Below are 18,589 nucleotides of genomic sequence, written 5' to 3'. Positions count from 1 at the left end.
GGCAGCCAACAAGATGCTCGAGTCGGGCTCAAGCCTCGTTGAGAAAGATACGGAGATGCTGCTTCAGAGGCACCGGCAAGGCCGGCCGGTTGCGACGACATCAGGGATATCGCCGCAACCCATGCAAGATACGGCTGCACGGTGGCAGCCGCTGTGCCCCATCCGACGAACGCGGACGGGGCCGAGGCTTACAGCGCCATGTCGGCCGCTGGGTTGCTCTCTGGCTTGGCCATGCTGGCCGGAGCCTGAGGTGCAGCGCCCTTGACCGCTGGTGGCGGGGTCAGTTGCAGCACTTCGGCGGTGTAGGCCCATTCTTTGGCCACACGCTCAGGGCTGTCGTTCAGGGCAGTGCCGTAGCTCGGTACGATCTGGTGCAGTTTTTCCTGCCAGGCCGGGGTCGCCACTTTGTCCTTGAACACCTTCTGCAGCACGCTGAGCATGATCGGCGCGGCGGTCGAGGCACCTGGGGAGGCGCCCAGCAGGCCGGCGATGCTGCCGTCCTGGGAAGCGACGATCTCGGTGCCCAGTTTCAGCACGCCGCCCTTCTCTTCGTCACGCTTGATGATCTGCACGCGCTGACCGGCCTGCCACAGGCGCCAGTCTTCTTGCTTGGCGTTGGGGAAGTATTCCTTCAGGGCGTTGAAGCGATCGTCATCCGACAGCATCAGTTGGCCGGCCAGGTATTCCACCAACGGGTACTGTTCGATACCGACTTTGGTCATCGGCCAGAAGTTGTGGGTGGTGGTGCTGGTCAGCAGGTCGAAGTACGAACCTTCCTTGAGGAACTTGGTGGAGAAGGTAGCGAATGGGCCAAACAGGATGACCCGCTTGCCGTCCAGCACGCGAGTGTCCAGGTGCGGAACCGACATCGGCGGAGCGCCCACCGAAGCCTTGCCGTAGGCCTTGGCCAGATGCTGCTCGGCAACGCTGGCGTTCTCGGTCACCAGGAACGAGCCACCCACCGGGAAGCCGGCGTATTCGTTGGCCTCGGGAATGCCCGACTTCTGCAGCAGGTGCAGGGCACCGCCGCCGGCGCCGATGAACACGAACTTGGCGTCGGTTTCGGTTTTCGAACCGTCTTTGAGGTTCTTGTAGGTCACGCGCCACGAACCGTCTTCATTGCGCTCGATGTCCTGCACTTCGCTGGACAGCTTGAGGGCAAAGTTCGGCTGGGCTTGCAGGTGCGCGACGAACTGGCGAGTGATCTCGCCGAAGTTGACGTCGGTGCCGATCGGGCTCCAGGTCGCAGCGATCTTCTGCGCCGGATCACGACCTTCCATCATCAGTGGTACCCACTTCTTGATCTGCTCGGCGTCTTCGGAGTACTGCATGCCGCTGAACAGCGGGCTGGCCTGCAGGGCCTCGTAGCGTGCCTTGAGGAACTTGATGTTGTCATCGCCCCAGACAAAGCTCATGTGCGGCGTGGAGTTGATGAACGAACGCGGGTTCTTCAGCACACCGTTCTTGACCTGCCACGACCAGAACTGGCGGGAAATCTGGAACGCTTCGTTGATCTCGATGGCCTTGGCGATCTCGATCTTGCCGTCCTTGCCTTCCGGGGTGTAGTTCAGCTCAGCCAGGGCGGAGTGACCGGTACCGGCGTTGTTCCAGCCGTTGGAGCTTTCTTCAGCCACGCCATCCAGGCGCTCGACCATCTCCATGGACCAATCGGGCTGCAGCTCATTGAGCCAGACCCCGAGGGTCGAACTCATGATGCCGCCACCGATCAGCAGCACATCCACTTTCTTCGGCTCAGCCGCGTGCGCGGACGTGAGGCCTATCGACATCGCCAGCCCGATCAGGGCCGTGTTCACTTTCTTCAACATTCTGTAGTACCTACGATAGAACGCCATCCGCCGCCCCATCCTCGATCCTGCGAACTCAGTGCATTGCGAAACAGGCATTTCGCAGGTCCTGGATGAACGCATTCAAAAGAACTGGAGGGTGGGCACACAAGGCCGACGAGACTGGCTCGACCTCAGTTTTATATCGCTCCGGCGCTGACTTCTTGTCGTTTTTGGCTTCAGCTACTTGAGTGACACTTGTTTCTCAGGACACGTCACGGGACGTAGACCAACGGGCAATAACGCCCCACTCCTTTCACCGACACCGGACTCGATTCGACGCACAACACTGACACCCGTCTACACGGGGCCAGCAGGACAAAGAAGGGTCGGGGTCAACCAAAGGAGGTAGACGAACACTGCCTGACATTGCATTCGGCGAGTTTGCCCAGACACTCCCACGCGCTTGCAAGGACCCGAACAGGCCACTTGAAGCAAAGCATAGGGGAGGTATTTCTGCACAAACGATGAACCGATTCAGCGCAAGAATATCATTACGGCATCAGCCTGTCTTGGCCGGAGCGGCTGCCCTGGCCCTCGAAAAAACCGCGACGCACCAGGGTCTGTACGAAAGCTGCCGAGCAAAGATCAGGCAAGGCAAAAACAGGCGAGGAAGCGGAGTGTAGGGGCCTACATGAGCATTCCGAGCCTGTTTTTAACGCAGCATGATCGAAGCGCAGGTAGTTTTCGTACAGAGCCTACGACACTCGCCACAATCAATGCGTCACAAAGACGCTGGCCGGTCACTACGCCTCGGCACTGCACTGAGCCTTGGCGGTCAGCAATGGCACAGGCATCATGACCAGCTGCAAGACCTGCCAGACCATCGTCAAGGACAAGAAGAACAACCATGCACGAGACTTCCCTGCAAGACACCACCGCCCCCGAGGGCGTCTGTTTCGGCTGCGGCAGCAGCAACCACCACGGCCTGCAGATCAAGAGCCACTGGCATGAAGACGGCGTGCATGTGATCGCCGAGCACCTGCCGCAATCCCAGTACTGCGGCTGGCCGGACCTGGTCTACGGCGGCCTGATCGCCATGCTGGTGGACTGCCACTCCAACTGGACCGCCATGGCCTACCACTACCGTAACGAACAACGGGAACCGGGCAGCCTGCCGCGCATCGACTGCGTCACCGGCAACCTGGGCATCAAGTTCATCAAGCCCACGCCCATGGGCGTACCCCTGACCCTGCGGGCCAAGGTCGAGGGCGACGTGGGGCGCAAGAGCCGGGTGATCTGTGAGGTGTATGCCGGTGATGTACTGACCGCCATTGGCGATTCGGTATTTGTTCGGGTCGATACCGGACAGCTGGCCGCCGCCGCTCATGGACGTGGTGCCTGAGTATGGACATTCAGGAAATACAGCTGCACTTGGCCAAGCCAGCCGTGAAGTTCAGTGCCGGCGGCTTTCGTCCGACTCACAGCGATGAGGAAAGCTGGCTGGGCCGAGTCTTTCTGTTTCGCGAAGACGAAGAGTTGCCGCGCAACCGCGCCGGTGAAACCCTGCTGCCCTTTGCCCAGCTCTATCTCCCTAGCCTGCCCTTTCACAGCCCGCTGCTGAAAGGCGTGCGGGTGCTGAGCGTGTTTGTCGCCAATCCCTTTCCCGAACCCCTGGAGCCCATGGGTGAACGCTGGCTGATCCGCGAATACCGCGACGACGAGGTGCTGGTGCGCAAGGAGCTGGTGGCTCCCGGAGCCTTCCTCAAACCCATGCCGATCAAAGCCGAAGCCGTGGCCGAGGACTTTCCGCTGTGGGACGGTGGCGGCATCCCCGATGAGGTGGAGCAGGCCATTCTCGACCTGGAACGCAGCGGCCGGATCGAGTGTTACTACGACCTGATCAGCCACTGCTATGAACACAAGCTGGGGGGCTATCCGTCCTACTGCCAATCAGGGATCGATGTCGGAGACGGTTTCGAATTCGTGATGCAGATTGCCTCCGACGCCAAGATCGGACTCAACGTGGTGGACGGCGGCAAGTTGATGTTCTGGAAGCATCGCGACACGGGCGAATGGGCGCTGTACTTCGACTTCTATTGAGACCGGTCGGTGAATAGCGATTTCATCTTCCCACGGATGAAAAGCCCGGGCGCCGGGTGCATCATGAGCGCTGTCATTTTTCGGGAGACCTTCATGCCCCTGCGTCCATTGCTCTTGCCCGCCGCCGCTCTGGCGCTGTGCCTGCTGGGTTCGGCCAGCGCCATGGCCGATGATCAGTCGCAGTTGATCGAATCGATCAACGCCTACCGCAGCCAGCCGCAACGTTGCGCCAACCAGGCCTCCTCGGAGCTGCCACCGCTGGCCAGCGATCCGCGCCTGATCCTGCCCGTGGACAACGTCGGTGACCTGCAACAGGCCCTGGCACGGGCGGCCTATCCCATGGTCAATGTGCAGGCCATCAGCCTCTCCGGCCCCCGGGACGCCCAGGCGGCGATGCAGGCCGTGCGCGAGAGCTTCTGCCAGGTGGTGCTGGACCCGCAGTTCGTCGATATCGGCGTCAATCGCCAGGCCAACCAGTGGCGCATCGTCCTCGCCCGGCCGTTGCTGGCCGCCCGCCTCGGGGATTGGCAAGCCGAGGGCCAGCAATTGCTGGCACAGATCAACAGCGCCCGCAGCCAGCCCCGGCAATGCGGCGGCCAGAGCTTTGCCGCCAGCGCACCGCTGGCCTGGAACGCCACCCTGGGCAGCACCGCCGAAGCACACAGCCGGGCCATGGCCAACCAGAACTATTTCGATCACAAGGACCATGACGGCCGCACCCCGGGTGATCGTGCCGAACTGGCCGGTTATGCCGGGCAACAAGTGGGCGAGAACATCGCCGCCGGCCAGGACAGCGCGCGCAAGGTGCTGGACGGCTGGCTGGCCAGCCCCGGGCACTGCGCCAACCTGATGAACCCGGCCTACCGCGAGCTGGGTGCAGCTTATGCAGTGGACCCGAAAAGCGATGCGGGCATCTACTGGACTGCAATGTTCGGCGCGCCTTGAGGCGCCGGCTCCAGACAGGGCCTGCCGACCACAGTGGCCGGCCAGTCCCCGTCAGGGTTCGAGCCCGGCCATGAACGCAAACGCCCCGATCAACCGGGGCGTTTTTTTTCAGCCAATAACGACCTTACTGGTTGGTCGCCACCTGCCCAGCATCACCCTGGCTCACCAGCGCCTTGAGGGATGCGTCGAACTGCTTCAGCGCATTGACCTGCAGCTCGGTCTGCTGGTTGATCTGCGCGGCAATTTCCGGTGCCGCCTTGCCCCGGACCCAGACCGAAGGCAGCTCCTTGGCCTGAATGCCTTCGGCCTTGCCGATGTATTGCAGGTTGGCGTCATAGAACTTGGCGATGAACCGCGCCTCCACCTTGCGGTTGGCCTTGGTCACCAACTGGTTGTAGGTATCGAGCATGACCACCACGTCAGGCCGGGCCTGGACCACGGCATCGAGGCTGTCATACAGGGTCACGGTACCAAAGTGTTTCTGCAACGACGCCGTCAACCAGTTGATCGCCCGTTGCGGGTCGGAGCTGTCGACAAAGGCGGCACTGATGCGCGGGTCGAGCCCGGCATTTTTCGCCCCGTTCAGCGCCACCGAGTGGTAGTGCTCCAGGTACTCCAGGGTATTGAGGGTGTTTTCGCTGTACAGCAACCCTACCGACTGGGCGTGCCGCAGATCGGCGCTGCTGTCGGCCATGGGCAAGAAGTGGCAGGACATGTCATCGGCGGCGAAGGCTGTCGCAGAAGCACCGGTTCCCGCGATCAAGACAACCACAAGGGTCAATAGAGTCGAGATTCTCATCGGGTGTTTCCTTCTGCAGCCAGCACGGTGTAAGCGCCATCTTCCTCCTTTGCTGGAAAAACGGAACCTGCACTTTTTGATGATAACTATCGATTGCAGCAATGGTTGACAATAGGCACCGATACGCCTGCGAAGGTGCAACCTCGATCACCCGCCACGACCTGCAAGACCCTCATTTTCTGGCATACAGCTGGCCACCGCCGCTATAGAATCGACCCCCCTTTTTCTGCAACACGAGTCCGAACCATGGATGCTCACTCGATATTGACCTACACCCTGGTGGCGGCCATCGCCATTGCCAGCCCCGGCCCCGCTACCCTGGTGGCGTTGCACAACAGCGTGGCCTACGGCGCCAAGTCCACCCTCTGGTCATCCCTGGGCAATATCAGCGGGTTGTTCTGCATGTCTGCCGCGGCCATGCTCGGCCTGGGTGCGCTGATCGCCAGTTCCGAGTGGGTCTTCAACGCGGTGAAAATCGTCGGCGCCGGCTATCTGTTCTACCTCGGTGCCAAGCAGCTGTTCAGTAAAAGCCAGCTACTGAGCGCCAGCAGCGCCGAGCACAACAAGCTCGCCCCGCCGCCACGCCTGAAGCTGTTCAAGTCGGCCTTCCTGACCGCCGCCACCAACCCCAAGGCGACGATTTTCTTCACCGCGCTGTTCCCCCAGTTCATCGACCAGCACGCCGCGCTGCTGCCGCAGTTCTTCATCCTGACCCTGATCTTCATGGCGCTGTCGCTGGTCTCCCTCAGCGTCTACGCCCTGCTGGCCTCCCGGGCCAAGGGCGTGCTGACCCGCCCGGCGCTGTCCAAGTGGGTCAATCGCGTGGTGGGTTCGACCTTTATCTTCTTCGGCACCACCATCCTGGCGATGCGTCGGCAAACGGTCTGATCAGGCACCTGACCGGGCACCTGATCTGCCTTGCGGGGGGTGAAGCGGCCTTCAACCCTTCTTTTTCTGCAAGGCCTTGAGCCGCGCACTGGCCCGCTGCACCGCGGCCATCTTTTCCGGGCGCTTCATGCGCTTCCATTTGCGGATGTCCTCCTTGGTCCGTCCGCAACTCACGCACAGGTCGCCGCTGAGCTGGCACAGGGCGATGCAGGGGTTGTCGATTTCCTTGGCCATGGCTCAACCCCGCCCCGGACGCAGGCGCTTGAGGCGTTGCGCCCAATCACCGGCGTTGACCCTGCGGCACTGTTCTTCGCTGTCGAAGAACACATGGGCGGCCAATGAGTCCAGGCACACTTGGGCCTCGTTCAACGCTCGGGCCGTCAACTCGATCATCAGTGGGCCCTGGCCCGCGGCCAGAGCGCGCTCCTTGTGCGCCTGGGTGTCGAAGACCCAGACCACCACCAGGCTGGCGGGAAAGGCCGCGTAATCCGCCTCGTGGGTCAGCCAGGCAAAACCCTCGATCTGCGCCTTGGCGCTTTCGCAAGCCTCGGTCAGGGTGACGGCCAGTAGACGCTCCATGGCGGCCTGCTGGCGTTTGTTCAATGGCATGACGACCCTCGAGAGGCAAAAAAGGCCGCACACGATACCTCAAGCTTCTCCCTCGGGACGCATCTTTGCGTCTAGGCTTGTGCCCTCCTTCATACCTTCAAGGAAGACAGGTCATGTCACGACCCTCTCTCACCCTGCTCCTGGCCGCCATCCAGCTCGCCTGCGGCAGCGCCATGGCCGCCACGGGCGCCCCGGTGGCCGACGCCATCTGGTTCAACGGCCCGATCATCACCCTCGACGACAAACACCCCAACGCCCAGGCCGTGGCGGTGAAGGACGGCAAGATCCTCGCCGTGGGCGAGCGCAAACAGGTACTGCAGAATCAAGGTCCGACCACGCAGATGATCGACCTCAAGGGCACCACCCTGCTGCCGGGTTTCATCGACCCCCACGGCCATGTATCGATGGTGGGCTTCCAGGCCGCCAGCGCCAACCTGCTGCCACCGCCGGACGGCACCAACGACACCCTCCCCAAGCTTCAGGAAACCCTGCGCAACTTCGAGCAGCAGTCACCGATCCCCAAGCAGTTCGGCGTGCTGTTCGGTTTTGGCTATGACGACTCCCAACTCCAGGAACAGCGGCACCCGACCAAGGACGACCTGGACGCCGTGTCCAGGGACGTGCCCATTGCCATCGTCCACCAGTCTTCGCACCTGGGGGTGCTCAACAGCAAGGCCCTGGAACTGGCGAAGATCGACGCCTCGACCCCCGACCCGGAAGGCGGGGTGATCCGCCGGGTCGAGGGCAGCCAGGAACCCAACGGCGTGCTGGAAGAAAACGCCTTCTTCAATGCCCTGATCAAGATCTTCCCCAAGCTCACTGCCGACCAGGCGGTGGACATGCTCAGCGCCGGGCAACAGCTGTACATCAGCTATGGCTACACCACCCTGCAGGACGGCCGCTCCTCGCCGGACCAGGTCAAGACCGCAATCAAGGCCGCTGGCGACGGCAAGCTGCTGGCGGACATCGTTTCCTACCCCGATATCCTCACCCCGGGCACCAAGGAACTGTTGGTCGCGCCCTGGTATCACCCGACCAACCAACCGGTGAGCTATGACCGGCACTTTCGCATCGGCGGGGTCAAGCTGACCCTGGACGGCTCGCCCCAGGGCAAGACCGCCTGGCTCAGCCAACCCTACTTCAAGCCGCCTCAAGGTCAGGACGCCAGCTATGCCGGCTACGGCGTGGTCAAGGACGACGACGCCCTGACCATTTACAAGCAAGCCCTGGCCAATCGCTGGCAGATCCTCTCCCATGCCAACGGCGACCGGGCCATCGACCAGTTGCTGAGCTCGATGCGCGCCGCGGAAAAAGCCTACCCCGGCGTCGATGTGCGCCCGGTGCTGATCCACGGCCAGACCCTGCGCCAGGATCAGGTGGCCGAACTCAAGCAACTGAAGATCTTCCCGTCACTGTTCCCCATGCACACCTATTACTGGGGCGACTGGCACCGCCAATCGGTGCTGGGGCCGGAGCGCGCAGAAAACATCTCGCCCACTCAATGGGTGCTCAAGGCCGGCCTGAAGTTCACCACCCACCACGATGCCCCGGTGGCCCTGCCAGACTCCATGCGGGTGCTGGCGACCACAGTCAATCGCACCACCCGCAGCGGCTATGTACTGGGACCGGAGCAGCGAGTAACGCCTCTGCAAGCGCTCAAGGCCATGACCCTGTGGTCGGCGTACCAGCACTTCGAGGAGGACCGCAAAGGCTCCATCACCCCCGGCAAACTGGCGGACTTCGCCGTGCTGTCGGCCAACCCGCTGACCGAAGCGCCCGAAAACCTGAGCGAGATCAAGGTGCTCAAGACAATCAAGGAAGGCCGGGTGATCTATGAGCGGCCGGCCAAGGTGACACCGTTGCCAGCGCCGCTGGGCATGCATGGCGATCCATCGCTGCCGCTGCCCCAGGGAATCAAGGCCGTCACCCAGGGAGATGGCGACCTTGGACCGGCACTGGATGTGATCTACGACCAGCTCGCACCCGCGCAGCCCTGAAACCGCGGCGACACGGCCCTCTTACAGGCACACGCTTGCTCGCGAACCCGCGCTTGCCGATTGAATGCGGCGCTCACCGGTTCATCACGAGCAAGCTCGCGGCTACAGAAGCTTGCTGCCCAAGGCGCTGGACAGGACTTCGTCGTGCCCATAGATGTCCGGCGCATACAGCAGTTGCCCATGGCTGTCGGCCTGCACCGTCCAGTAGCTGAGCAGGATCGGCACCGGCCTGGCCAGGCGGAATTCGTGGGTCAGGCCGGTGGCCAGAAGTTCGTTGGTGCGCAGTCGCTCCGCCGGGCTCAGCAACCAGTCACGCAGTTGCAGCGCCTGTTCGACCCGCACGCAGCCGGAACTGAAGGCGCGGGGCCCCTTGCTGAACAGCGCCTGGCTCGGGGTGTCGTGCAGGTACACGGAGAACGGATTGGGAAAACGGATGGCGATGCGCCCCAAGGGGTTGCGCGGGCCCGCGCCCTGGCGCAGAAGAATATTGCCCGGACGCTCCCAATCGACATCCTCGGGCGCCAAGGGCTGGCCATTGGCATCCAGCACCTGCAGGTTCTGACGATTGAGGAAGCCCTGGTCACGGCGGATTTCCGGCAGTTTGTCTTCCTTGAGAATGGTCGGCGGCACCGTCCAGGTAGGGTTCAGGGTCAAGCGCGTGACCTGGGACTTCAACAGCGGGGTCTGACGCTCGGCACGGCCGACCTGGGTGCGGGTCTGCCACACCACCGCATCGTCCTGATAGAAGGTCAGTTGCGCGGCCGCAATGTTCACCAACACGATATTGGGTTCGAAATCCTGGGCCAGCCAGCGCAGCCGCTCAAGGTTGATGCGCAGTTGCTCGCGGCGCTGGGCCGGACTGATGTTCAGCTCTTTAAGGGTGCCCGCACCAATCACGCCATCAGCCTGCAGCGAATGACTGAGCTGGAAATTTTTCACCGCGCTCACCAGGTCACTGCTGTAGGTATTATCGGCACTGACCTCGGGGCTTGGCAGAAAGCCGCCCAGGTACAGGCGCTGGGCCAGTTCCGGGACTCGCTTGTCCTGCATGTCCGGACGCAACAGCGGGCCACCGGCTACCGCCTGCCAACTGGGTAATGGTTGCTGGCGTTCACGGGCATAGACCTGGCGCAGGTTGCGGTACTGCTCAAGGTTCGGACGGGCCTGATCGAAGGCGCCGGCGAGGTTTTCCAGCCCGGGCACGGCCATCGCCAGCAACGCCGCCTGGCGATCGTCTGCCGGCGGCTGGGCCCGCCACAAGGGCTCGAAGCGGCTCTGTGACAGGCGACCGTAGTGCAGATCCTGCAAGGCTTGCAGGTACTGATGACTGATCGCGATATCGGTGCACAGCTCATCCCCTGCTGCGCTGCTCACCGGCAGCCGATAGCGCTCCGGGTCCAGGCCGTCATCGATCACCTGGGCCAATTGCGCCTGCAAGCTGGCAAGCCGGTGCTCGGCGGACCACACCGGCTGTTCGCCGTTCTGGCGGTAGAACGCCTGCAACAGCAGTTGCGCGGAAGCATCCAGGCGTGGACTCAGTGCCGGGCAAGCCACCGCCAACTGGGTCAGCGTCAGTTGCAGCGCACTGGCCGGCGCCAGCGCAGGGTCCTCGGCCAGCGCGACCAATGGCGCAGCGAGCAGGCACAGGCTCAAGTAACATGCGGTTTTTTTGAACAACTGCTTTACTCCAATCCGTGGCCTTCAGTGCGTTGGCCAACCGTTACGGCAGATGGGGAACAATCAGGCCTGGGATCTAAACATATAGACCAGACTGCCGGGGGAACGACAGGACGTCAGGAGCCAAAGTGATCATGGGGATGCTCTAAACATGTTGAACTTCTTGTGCCGAATCTGCCTGGCGACTATCGCTCTGGGCGCCTTTTGCAGTCCTTCCCTCGCCGCCAGCAAACCCGCTCCCGCGCTGTACAGCAGCCTCGCTCACGCCGCACCGGAACTCAATCCCCAGGCCTTGAAAAGTGCCCTGAACGCCATGCAATGCGCGGTCAACAGTGGTGCCCGACAAGCCCGGCACCTGGCGGTGATCGACTACTCGCAACCGTCCACCGCGCGGCGCCTGTGGATCTTCGACCTGCGCAGCAAAAAACTGGTGCTGCGCGACCTGGTGGCCCACGGACAGAAGTCCGGGGAAAACTTCGCCACCCAGTTCTCCAATCGCCTGGGCAGCTATCAATCCAGCCTGGGCCTGTTCCGCACCCAGGAGAGCTACGAAGGCACCCACGGCTACTCCTTGCGCATGGACGGCCTGGAGCCCGGCTTCAACGACCGGGCCCGGGACCGGGCCATCGTGATCCATGCCGCCGACTACGTGAACCCCTTGTGGAGCCAGCGCCAGGGCCGCATCGGCCGCAGCCAGGGCTGCCCGGCGGTGCGACCCCAGGTGGCGCGCCAGGTGATAGACAAGCTCAAGGATGGCCAGTTCATGTTTTCCTGGTATCCGGACCAGCGCTGGCTGAAATCCTCGCCCTACCTCAATTGCCAGCCGCGTCAGGTGGCGAGCATCCTCAGTGCCAATGGCAGCTGAAGCCCAACGCTGAGCGCTGCGCTCAGCCCGTTCGCGGGTTGCGCCGAGCGCCGGCGGCGAGATACCGTTGCCGACCTGGAACGCCACCTCGCCCGAGCCGGACCTCATGCCTTCAGAGCCCACCCTGCTTCTCCATCATCCCGGACCACGCCCAGCGTTCTACCGGGTTGCCGAACACCTGTGGGGTGCCGGCTGCAACGTGGACTCCGATGGCGACAGCCGAACCGCCGACGATGAGCAGTGGACCGAGCTGACCCTGATACTGCGCGACTCCAGCCAGCAACGGCTGGACATCGACCCATTGTCCCTGGCGCCCCTGGTCTTGCTGATCCGCGCCTCACAGGCGGGTCTAGGCGAAAGGGCCGCGCACTTCATCCAGTCGGTGGCAGGCGGCACACTCCAGGCACACATCAAGGACCGATAAGGATCGGGCCCTGCCCCCCGGCAGTTGCCCTCCTTTCAATACTGGCAGCGCTCTAATGAATCCACCCGAGATAGACTTTCTCCCCGACTTCATCACCGACCCGCAACGGCTGTTCAACCACCTCAAGCATGACGTGCAGTGGGATGAACGCATGCGCGCACGCAAGACCGCCAGCTTCGGCGCGCCCTACGACTACTCGCAGATCACCTACCCGGCAGTGCCGATGCCCGAGGCGCTGGAGCAGCTGTGCGGGCCGATCGAGCAGCTGCTGGGCTTTCGCCCCAACAATTGCCTGCTCAACTTCTATCCGGACGGCCAGTCCTCCATGGGCTTCCATTCCGATGCCAACGAGCAACTGGTGGAAGGCACCGGGGTGGTGATCGTCTCCCTGGGTCACGCCCGGGCCATGGTCTTTCGCCACAAGGAAAGCGGCGCCACCTTCGACTACAGCCTGGCCAGCGGCTCGCTGCTGCACATGTCGGACGAACTGCAGAAACACTGGCTGCACGCGATCCCCAAGGCCCCGAATGCCGGCGAACGCATCAGCCTGTCGTTTCGCCAGCTCAAGACCGCGTAGTGCTGGACTCGGTCAGGATCGGCCCTTGACTCAAGGGCCGCGCCATCGACAATGCCCGGCTGTGATCACCGCTCGAATAGAGGCCCCATGCAGTTGCTCCCCTGGTCCTACCCCTGCCCCGAAGGCTTCACCCTGCGCGGCCTGCGCTCCGAACCTTCGGGTAAACCGTTGCTGCACTTCCTCCACGGCAACGGCTTCTGCTCCATGGCCTATCGTCCGCTGCTGGCCTTGCTGGCCGAATCCTTCGACCTGTGGCTCAGCGACGTCCAGGGCCATGGCGATAGCGATCATGGCGGCCCGTTTGTGGGTTGGAACCGCACCGCAGAACTGGCGGCCGAAGCCTTCGAGGCCGGGCTCAAGGCCTACGGTGACGTGCCCCGCTACGCCGTCGGCCACAGCTTTGGCGGCGTGCTCACCAGTCTGATCGTGGCCGAACGCCCCCAGCTGTTTGCCAAGGCAGTGATGCTCGACCCGGTGATTTTCAGCCCGTCGATGATCAGCTCCCTGAGGCTGCTCTCGGCCCTGGGCCTCAACCGTCGCCATACCCTGGCTCGCAAGGCCGCTGCTCGCCGCCAGCATTGGCCGGACCGCGCCTCGGCCAAGGCCGCCCTGGCCAACCGGGGGATCTTCAAGGGCTGGAGCGACGAGGCCCTGAACGCCTACGTCGAGCACGGTCTGAAAGACGACGGTCAAGGCGTAGCGCTCAAATGCTCCCCTGAACGCGAGGTGGACATTTTCAGCAGCTTCCCGCGGCGCCTGTGGCGATCCCTGCGCCGGGTGCAGACCCCGACCCTGGTGATCCACGGGCGCGACAGCTACCCCTACGTCGCCCGCTCGATCAAACGCTGGGCCGCCCTCAACCGGCACCTGAGCACCCAGGTGATCGACGGCCAGCACTGTTTCATGCAAGTCGACCCAGTGACCAGTGCCCGCTCCATCGCGGGCTTCCTGCAAACCGAAGCCCATTGAAAGCCGCGGGCCAGGCGCCCGCAAATAGATGTCATCGTGATATCATCGACGGGTTTTCCAGGCCGGCCGTGCCTCCTGTCCCCCCTGGAAGACCCTGGCAAAGGCGCCGATCAGATGCGCCTACCGCCGACCTTGTGTGCAAAAACCGACGGTGCCGTGAAGCCTCGCTCCACAGCGCACCGCACAGATGCAAACCGCGACTCGCTTCGCCGGTTGTACTTTTTGCCGCCACAAGGAACACAGTCATGCTCTTGAGAACGATGAATATTTCCCGCCGCGCAGGGTTCAGCTTCGCCCTGATCGCCCTGCTGGCACTGGGCCTGGGGGGCTTCTCGTTGCTGGAAATGCGGCGCATGAACCAGCAATCCCTTGAGGTCGACCAGAACTGGCAGCCATCGATTGTCGCCGCCAACGCCCTGGCCCTGACCAGCACCCAGATCCGTACCATCACCCTGCGCATGCTGGTGGTCCGTGACCACGACGATGTACAGGCCCTGCTCAAGCGCGTCGGCGAACTCGACGAGCAACTCAATCGCCAGCAAGGCGTCTACGAAAAGCTGATCACCGAGGCCGAGGAGCGCTCGGCCTATGAACGCTTTCTCAGCGCCAAGGCGGCCTACATCAAGGAACAGCACCGGGTGGTGGAACTGGTGCGCCAGGGGCACAAGGAAGCGGCCATCGATGTCGTCGACGGCGGTTCGTTCCTGACCCATGCCGACGCCATGCTCAAGGAGCTGCTGGACATCATCGACACCAACACTCGGGGTGGCGTCGCCGCCGCGCAGCTGAGCAGTGAGGTGTTCCAGGGCGCCATTGCCATGGTCGTGCTGATCATGCTGATCGTGGTGGCCCTGACCATCGCCCTCGCCCTGCTGCTGACCCGCAGCATCGTGCGCCCACTGGGCCAGGCCGTGGCCGTGGCGGAAACCATCGCCAACGGCGACCTCGGCCAGAGCATCACGGTCAGTGGCAAGGACGAACCGGCACGCCTGCTGCAAGCCCTGCAAACCATGCAGGCCAGCCTGCGGGGCACCCTGCAGCGGATCGCCGATTCCTCCAACCAACTGGCCTCCGCCGCCGAGGAACTGCATGCGGTCACCGAACACTCCAGTCAAACCCTGCACCAGCAAAGCAATGAAGTGGAGCAGGCTGCCACGGCAGTCAACGAGATGACCGCCGCCGTGGAGGAAGTAGCGCGCAATGCGGTGAGCACCTCCGAAGCCTCCCAGGAAACCGACCGCACCGCCCACCACGGCCGCGAGCAGGTGCAACACACCGTGGACTCCATCGGCCAACTGGCGGCAGACGTGACCCAGACCTGCGAACAGGTCGAGCACCTGGCAGTGGACGTGCGCAATATCGGCCAGGTGCTGGAAGTGATCCGCTCGATTGCCGAACAGACCAACCTGCTGGCCCTGAATGCGGCCATCGAAGCGGCCCGGGCCGGAGATGCCGGACGGGGGTTTGCCGTGGTCGCCGACGAAGTGCGGGCCCTGGCCCATCGCACCCAGCAGTCGACCCAGGAAATCGAAAGCATGATCAACACCATCGAGGAAGGCACCGAGGGGGCGGTCAGCGCCATGCGCAACAGCAACGAGCGCGCCCATCTGACCCTGGAAGCCGCCCGCGCCTCGGGGCTGGCCCTGGACCAGATCACCCAGGCCATCACCGCGATCAACGAACGCAACCTGGTGATCGCCAGCGCCAGCGAGGAACAGGCCCAGGTCGCCCGGGAAGTGGATCGCAACCTGATCAACATCCGCGACCTGTCGACCCAGACCTCGGCCGGGGCCAACCAGAGCAACGCCGCCAGCCAGGAACTGTCGCGGCTGGCGGTGGACCTGAACGGGCTGGTGACCCAGTTCAAGCTCTAAAAAAGCAATTGTCAGCGGCAAGTTCAAAGCTTCGAACGTGCCGCTTCAGAACGCGTAACGGGCGATCACTTGCCGGACCTTGGCCAGCGCCTCGGGCAAATCGGCCAGGTCCACCGAGCCCAGGGCCAGGCGAATGGCATGGGGCACCGGCCCGGCGCAGACAAAGGGCTCGGCGGTGGACACCGAGACGTTCTCGCGCAGCAACGCCATGGCCACCTGATCGGCGCGTACTTCCTCGGGCAAAGGCAGCCAGAGGAAGTACGAGTTGGGGTGGCCGATATGCTCCAGCCCTGCCAACAGCTCCCGAGCCAGACGCTGACGGGCCTGGGCGTCCTGGCGTTTTTCCTGCTCCAGGCGCGCCACGGTGCCGTCCTCAATCCAGGCACAGGCCATGGCGGTCATCACCCCGGGGGTGTTCCAGGTAGTGGCGCGGATCGCGCGTTCGAGCAAGGGCGCTCGGTCTGCGGAGGTCACCACGTAGCCGACCCGCAGCCCGGCGGCCACACTCTTGGAAAAACCCGAGATGTACACCGTGCTTTCCGGGGCCAGGGCCGCCAGGGGCGCAGGTGGATCGCCCGCCAGATAGGCGTAGGCCGCGTCCTCAATGATCAGCAACCCATGCTGGCGGGCCAGGGCCACCAGACGCTGGCGCCAGGCCAGGTCAAGCACCCAGCCCATGGGGTTGTGCAAAGTCGGCATGGCGTACACCGCCCTTACCCGCCGACGCTGGCACAAGCGCTCGAAGGCATCGAGGTCCGGGCCTTCTGCCGTCAATGGGATGGCCAGCAACTCCAATCCGTGCGCATCCGCCACCACCTTGAACCCCGGGTAGGTCAAGGCATCGGTGGCCACCACGTCGCCGGGCTTGAGCAGGGCCATGACCGTGGTCGCCAGGCCGTGCTGGGCCCCACTGACAATCAGCACCTGCTCGCCCTTCACCGCCAGACCGCGACCCGCCAAATGCTGCGCCACCGTGGCCCGCTCATGACTGCGGCCAGCGTGGGGTTGATAGCGCAGCAGGGCCTCCAGGTCGCCGCAGGACGCCAACTGACGCAGGGCTGCGCGCAGTAACTCTGCCTGCCCGGGCAAGGACGGGTAGTTGAAGTTCAAGTCCAGGGTTCCGGCCGCCGTGGCCTGCTGATCTACACCTTGTCCGGGCGGTAGCGCGGTTTCCCGGACAAAGGTGCCACGCCCGGTTTCGCCGCTGATCAAGCCCATGGCTTCCAGCTCGGCATACACCCGCGAGGCGGTTACCAGCGCCAGCCCTTCCCTGGCCGCCAGCTCTCGATGGGTGGGCAGGCGGGTGCCAGGGGCCAGCACACCGCGACGGATATCGGCGGCAAACACATCGACTAACTGCTTGTAGCGGGCGCGGGCCATTGACGCTGTATCCATGACAATTTTTTGATTGTGCTGATTTTCAATCCTAGGATGAGCTGGACGCAAGCCCCACCCCGGGCCTGCCCCTGCCAATCGTAGTGAGCACTTGTTGAATGGAACGGACATCGCACCTGCAATCCCCCCCGCTGGAAAATACCGCCGGCGGCTGGCTGAACGGCTTTATCGGGGTACTGATCTTCAGCGGCTCACTACCGGCGACCCGGGTCGCGGTGCTGGAGTTCGACCCGCTGTTCCTTACCGTTGTCCGCGCCACCCTCGCTGCGGTCCTGGCCCTGTGCATCCTGTTGCTGTTCAAGGAACGACGCCCCAGCAGGCAGCAATTGCTGCCCCTGACCATCGTCGCCCTGGGCGTGGTGCTGGGCTTTCCCTTGCTGACCGCCCTGGCCCTGCAGTACGTGACCTCGGCTCACTCCATCGTGTTTCTCGGCCTGCTGCCCCTAGCCACCGCGGTATTCGGCGTGTTGCGCGGCGGTGAACGACCGCGTCCGGTGTTCTGGCTGTTCTCGGTGCTGGGCAGCCTGCTGGTAGCGGGCTATGCCCTGTCCCAGGGGCTGTCGGCGTCGCCCCAGGGCGATTTGCTCATGCTCCTGGCGGTGCTGGTGTGCGGCCTGGGTTACGCCGAGGGCGCGCAACTGTCCCGGACCCTGGGAGGCTGGCAGGTGATTTCCTGGGCCCTGGTTTTGTCGTTGCCGGTCATGGCGGTCCTGACCCTGTTCAGCGCTCCGGCCTCCTTTAGCGGCATCAGCCTGCCGGCCTGGTTCAGCCTGGGCTATGTCTCGTTGTTCAGCATGTTCATCGGTTTTGTCTTCTGGTACCGCGGACTGGCCCAGGGCGGGATCGCCGCCGTCGGCCAACTGCAGTTGTTGCAGCCATTCTTCGGCCTGGCCCTGGCCGCCGGCCTGCTGCATGAACAGGTCAGCCTGGGCATGCTCGGGGTCACAGTGGCAGTGATCCTGTGCGTAGCCGGAGCGAAGAAGTTTTCCAGATAGCAGTCAGATTCAGTGGCAGTGGCTGATCTGCACTGCCACTGATGGTAAAGGGAAATGAAACCGGAGCCGCGAACGGCCCCGTTCAAGTCGGAGAGATAGTGGCAAGCGCACCGATAGCGATGGTCAAGGCTAAAAATCCAAACAAGAAAAACGCCATCTTAGTCATCAGGCCTCCTGAACATTAGGTTTGCGGTGCAGCGGACCGGGTCTCCAGCCAGGAGACCCAGTGGGCGCGCCATTTTCAAACCTCGGCTGTTCTGATAACAGATGCAGATGAGCGAGAAAAATACGGATCAGAAACCTCAATCCCGTTACGCAGCACTGAGGCTAGAGCCTGTAGCAGCGACTATCGACGGGCCAGTTTGTAGCGCACACAGTCGTCGTAAAAGCTTTTGCGCAAGGCTTCGGGCCTGATCCGCGAGGGGCTGTCGTAGGTCTGCTCGGTGATCCCCAGGGCCATCATGCGCATCCAGCCCTTGCTGAACTTGTAGACCTGGATCTTCTGCCGCGCCGCGTACAGCGACACCCCGGACAATTTCAGCTCCTGGGCCCTGGCGGCGGTACCCGCGCCCCAGCTGCAGACATAACGGTCATTGGCCTGCAGCTTCCCGGCCTGGGCCATCCCGGCCCCGCCCAGCAGGGCGCAGGAAGTCAGCGTTATCAACACATGGCGCATTTATCGGTCACC

The 18,589-nt window shown here is 63.3% G+C and carries 18 protein-coding genes; 11 read left to right on the top strand and 7 right to left on the bottom strand.

Going from position 1 to position 18,589, the window contains the following annotated elements:
* Nucleotides 1-188: 188 nt before the first annotated feature.
* Nucleotides 189-1,826, bottom strand: a complete 1,638-nt coding sequence (gene mqo, locus PFZ56_RS17870) for a malate dehydrogenase (quinone) (RefSeq protein ID WP_102879903.1) — start codon at nucleotides 1,824-1,826, stop codon at nucleotides 189-191.
* Between the two features lie 868 nt (nucleotides 1,827-2,694).
* Between mqo and PFZ56_RS17865 the strand changes: the two genes are divergently transcribed.
* From PFZ56_RS17865 to PFZ56_RS17855, 3 genes are all read left to right on the top strand, one after another.
* Complete coding sequence (locus PFZ56_RS17865) at nucleotides 2,695-3,189, top strand: PaaI family thioesterase (protein ID WP_110595838.1); 495 nt, start codon at nucleotides 2,695-2,697, stop codon at nucleotides 3,187-3,189.
* A 2-nt stretch (nucleotides 3,190-3,191) separates the two neighbouring features.
* On the top strand, nucleotides 3,192-3,887 hold the full coding sequence (locus tag PFZ56_RS17860; RefSeq protein WP_170004945.1) for a hypothetical protein: 696 nt from the start codon (nucleotides 3,192-3,194) through the stop codon (nucleotides 3,885-3,887).
* A gap of 93 nt (nucleotides 3,888-3,980) precedes the next feature.
* On the top strand, nucleotides 3,981-4,832 hold the full coding sequence (locus tag PFZ56_RS17855) for a CAP domain-containing protein (RefSeq protein WP_170003776.1): 852 nt from the start codon (nucleotides 3,981-3,983) through the stop codon (nucleotides 4,830-4,832).
* 124 nt (nucleotides 4,833-4,956) lie between these two features.
* On the opposite strand, the gene PFZ56_RS17850 is transcribed toward PFZ56_RS17855, so the two are convergent.
* Nucleotides 4,957-5,631, bottom strand: coding sequence for an ATPase (locus tag PFZ56_RS17850; RefSeq protein WP_110595841.1), 675 nt, complete (start codon nucleotides 5,629-5,631; stop codon nucleotides 4,957-4,959).
* A gap of 246 nt (nucleotides 5,632-5,877) precedes the next feature.
* On the opposite strand from PFZ56_RS17850, the gene PFZ56_RS17845 reads away from it, so the two are divergent.
* Entirely contained in the window at nucleotides 5,878-6,519 is a 642-nt protein-coding gene (locus PFZ56_RS17845) for a LysE family translocator (RefSeq protein WP_170003773.1), read from the top strand.
* Nucleotides 6,520-6,570: 51 nt separating this feature from the next.
* Here PFZ56_RS17845 and PFZ56_RS17840 read toward each other — a convergent pair whose 3' ends face one another.
* Nucleotides 6,571-6,753, bottom strand: coding sequence for a DUF1289 domain-containing protein (locus tag PFZ56_RS17840; RefSeq protein WP_102879910.1), 183 nt, complete (start codon nucleotides 6,751-6,753; stop codon nucleotides 6,571-6,573).
* Between the two features lie 3 nt (nucleotides 6,754-6,756).
* Entirely contained in the window at nucleotides 6,757-7,128 is a 372-nt protein-coding gene (locus tag PFZ56_RS17835) for a hypothetical protein (protein ID WP_102879911.1), read from the bottom strand.
* 113 nt (nucleotides 7,129-7,241) lie between these two features.
* On the opposite strand from PFZ56_RS17835, the gene PFZ56_RS17830 reads away from it, so the two are divergent.
* Nucleotides 7,242-9,125: an amidohydrolase gene (locus tag PFZ56_RS17830; protein ID WP_170003770.1), complete on the top strand. Its 1,884-nt coding sequence runs from the start codon at nucleotides 7,242-7,244 to the stop codon at nucleotides 9,123-9,125.
* A 102-nt stretch (nucleotides 9,126-9,227) separates the two neighbouring features.
* Here PFZ56_RS17830 and PFZ56_RS17825 read toward each other — a convergent pair whose 3' ends face one another.
* Nucleotides 9,228-10,802 (bottom strand): murein L,D-transpeptidase, encoded by a 1,575-nt coding sequence (locus tag PFZ56_RS17825; protein ID WP_170003768.1) that lies wholly within the window; start codon nucleotides 10,800-10,802, stop codon nucleotides 9,228-9,230.
* A gap of 151 nt (nucleotides 10,803-10,953) precedes the next feature.
* On the opposite strand from PFZ56_RS17825, the gene PFZ56_RS17820 reads away from it, so the two are divergent.
* The 5 genes from PFZ56_RS17820 (at nucleotide 10,954) to PFZ56_RS17800 (ending at nucleotide 15,511) form a co-directional block, all read left to right on the top strand.
* Nucleotides 10,954-11,667, top strand: a complete 714-nt coding sequence (locus PFZ56_RS17820; protein ID WP_170003765.1) for a murein L,D-transpeptidase catalytic domain family protein — start codon at nucleotides 10,954-10,956, stop codon at nucleotides 11,665-11,667.
* A gap of 106 nt (nucleotides 11,668-11,773) precedes the next feature.
* Nucleotides 11,774-12,091 (top strand): hypothetical protein, encoded by a 318-nt coding sequence (locus PFZ56_RS17815; RefSeq protein ID WP_102879915.1) that lies wholly within the window; start codon nucleotides 11,774-11,776, stop codon nucleotides 12,089-12,091.
* A gap of 55 nt (nucleotides 12,092-12,146) precedes the next feature.
* Nucleotides 12,147-12,668 (top strand): alpha-ketoglutarate-dependent dioxygenase AlkB, encoded by a 522-nt coding sequence (locus tag PFZ56_RS17810; RefSeq protein WP_170003760.1) that lies wholly within the window; start codon nucleotides 12,147-12,149, stop codon nucleotides 12,666-12,668.
* A gap of 87 nt (nucleotides 12,669-12,755) precedes the next feature.
* Complete coding sequence (locus PFZ56_RS17805; RefSeq protein WP_110595846.1) at nucleotides 12,756-13,637, top strand: alpha/beta fold hydrolase; 882 nt, start codon at nucleotides 12,756-12,758, stop codon at nucleotides 13,635-13,637.
* A 245-nt stretch (nucleotides 13,638-13,882) separates the two neighbouring features.
* The gene (locus tag PFZ56_RS17800; RefSeq protein ID WP_170003758.1) at nucleotides 13,883-15,511 is read left to right on the top strand and encodes a methyl-accepting chemotaxis protein; all 1,629 of its coding nucleotides are present in this window, start codon (nucleotides 13,883-13,885) and stop codon (nucleotides 15,509-15,511) included.
* A gap of 45 nt (nucleotides 15,512-15,556) precedes the next feature.
* Here PFZ56_RS17800 and PFZ56_RS17795 read toward each other — a convergent pair whose 3' ends face one another.
* A complete protein-coding gene (locus tag PFZ56_RS17795) occupies nucleotides 15,557-16,891 on the bottom strand; it encodes a PLP-dependent aminotransferase family protein (protein ID WP_170003755.1) in 1,335 nt (444 codons plus the stop codon).
* 113 nt (nucleotides 16,892-17,004) lie between these two features.
* Here PFZ56_RS17795 and PFZ56_RS17790 point away from each other — a divergent pair, with 113 nt between their 5' ends.
* The gene (locus tag PFZ56_RS17790) at nucleotides 17,005-17,901 is read left to right on the top strand and encodes a DMT family transporter (protein ID WP_102879919.1); all 897 of its coding nucleotides are present in this window, start codon (nucleotides 17,005-17,007) and stop codon (nucleotides 17,899-17,901) included.
* A gap of 346 nt (nucleotides 17,902-18,247) precedes the next feature.
* Here PFZ56_RS17790 and PFZ56_RS17785 read toward each other — a convergent pair whose 3' ends face one another.
* On the bottom strand, nucleotides 18,248-18,577 hold the full coding sequence (locus PFZ56_RS17785; RefSeq protein WP_110595849.1) for a hypothetical protein: 330 nt from the start codon (nucleotides 18,575-18,577) through the stop codon (nucleotides 18,248-18,250).
* Nucleotides 18,578-18,589: the final 12 nt, after the last annotated feature.

It is taken from the genome of Pseudomonas danubii, assembly GCF_042980055.1.
Classification (GTDB): Bacteria; Pseudomonadota; Gammaproteobacteria; order Pseudomonadales; family Pseudomonadaceae; genus Aquipseudomonas; species Aquipseudomonas danubii.
The sequence above is the reverse complement of the archived record's forward strand: the minus strand, read 5'-3'. Positions and strand labels throughout refer to the sequence as shown.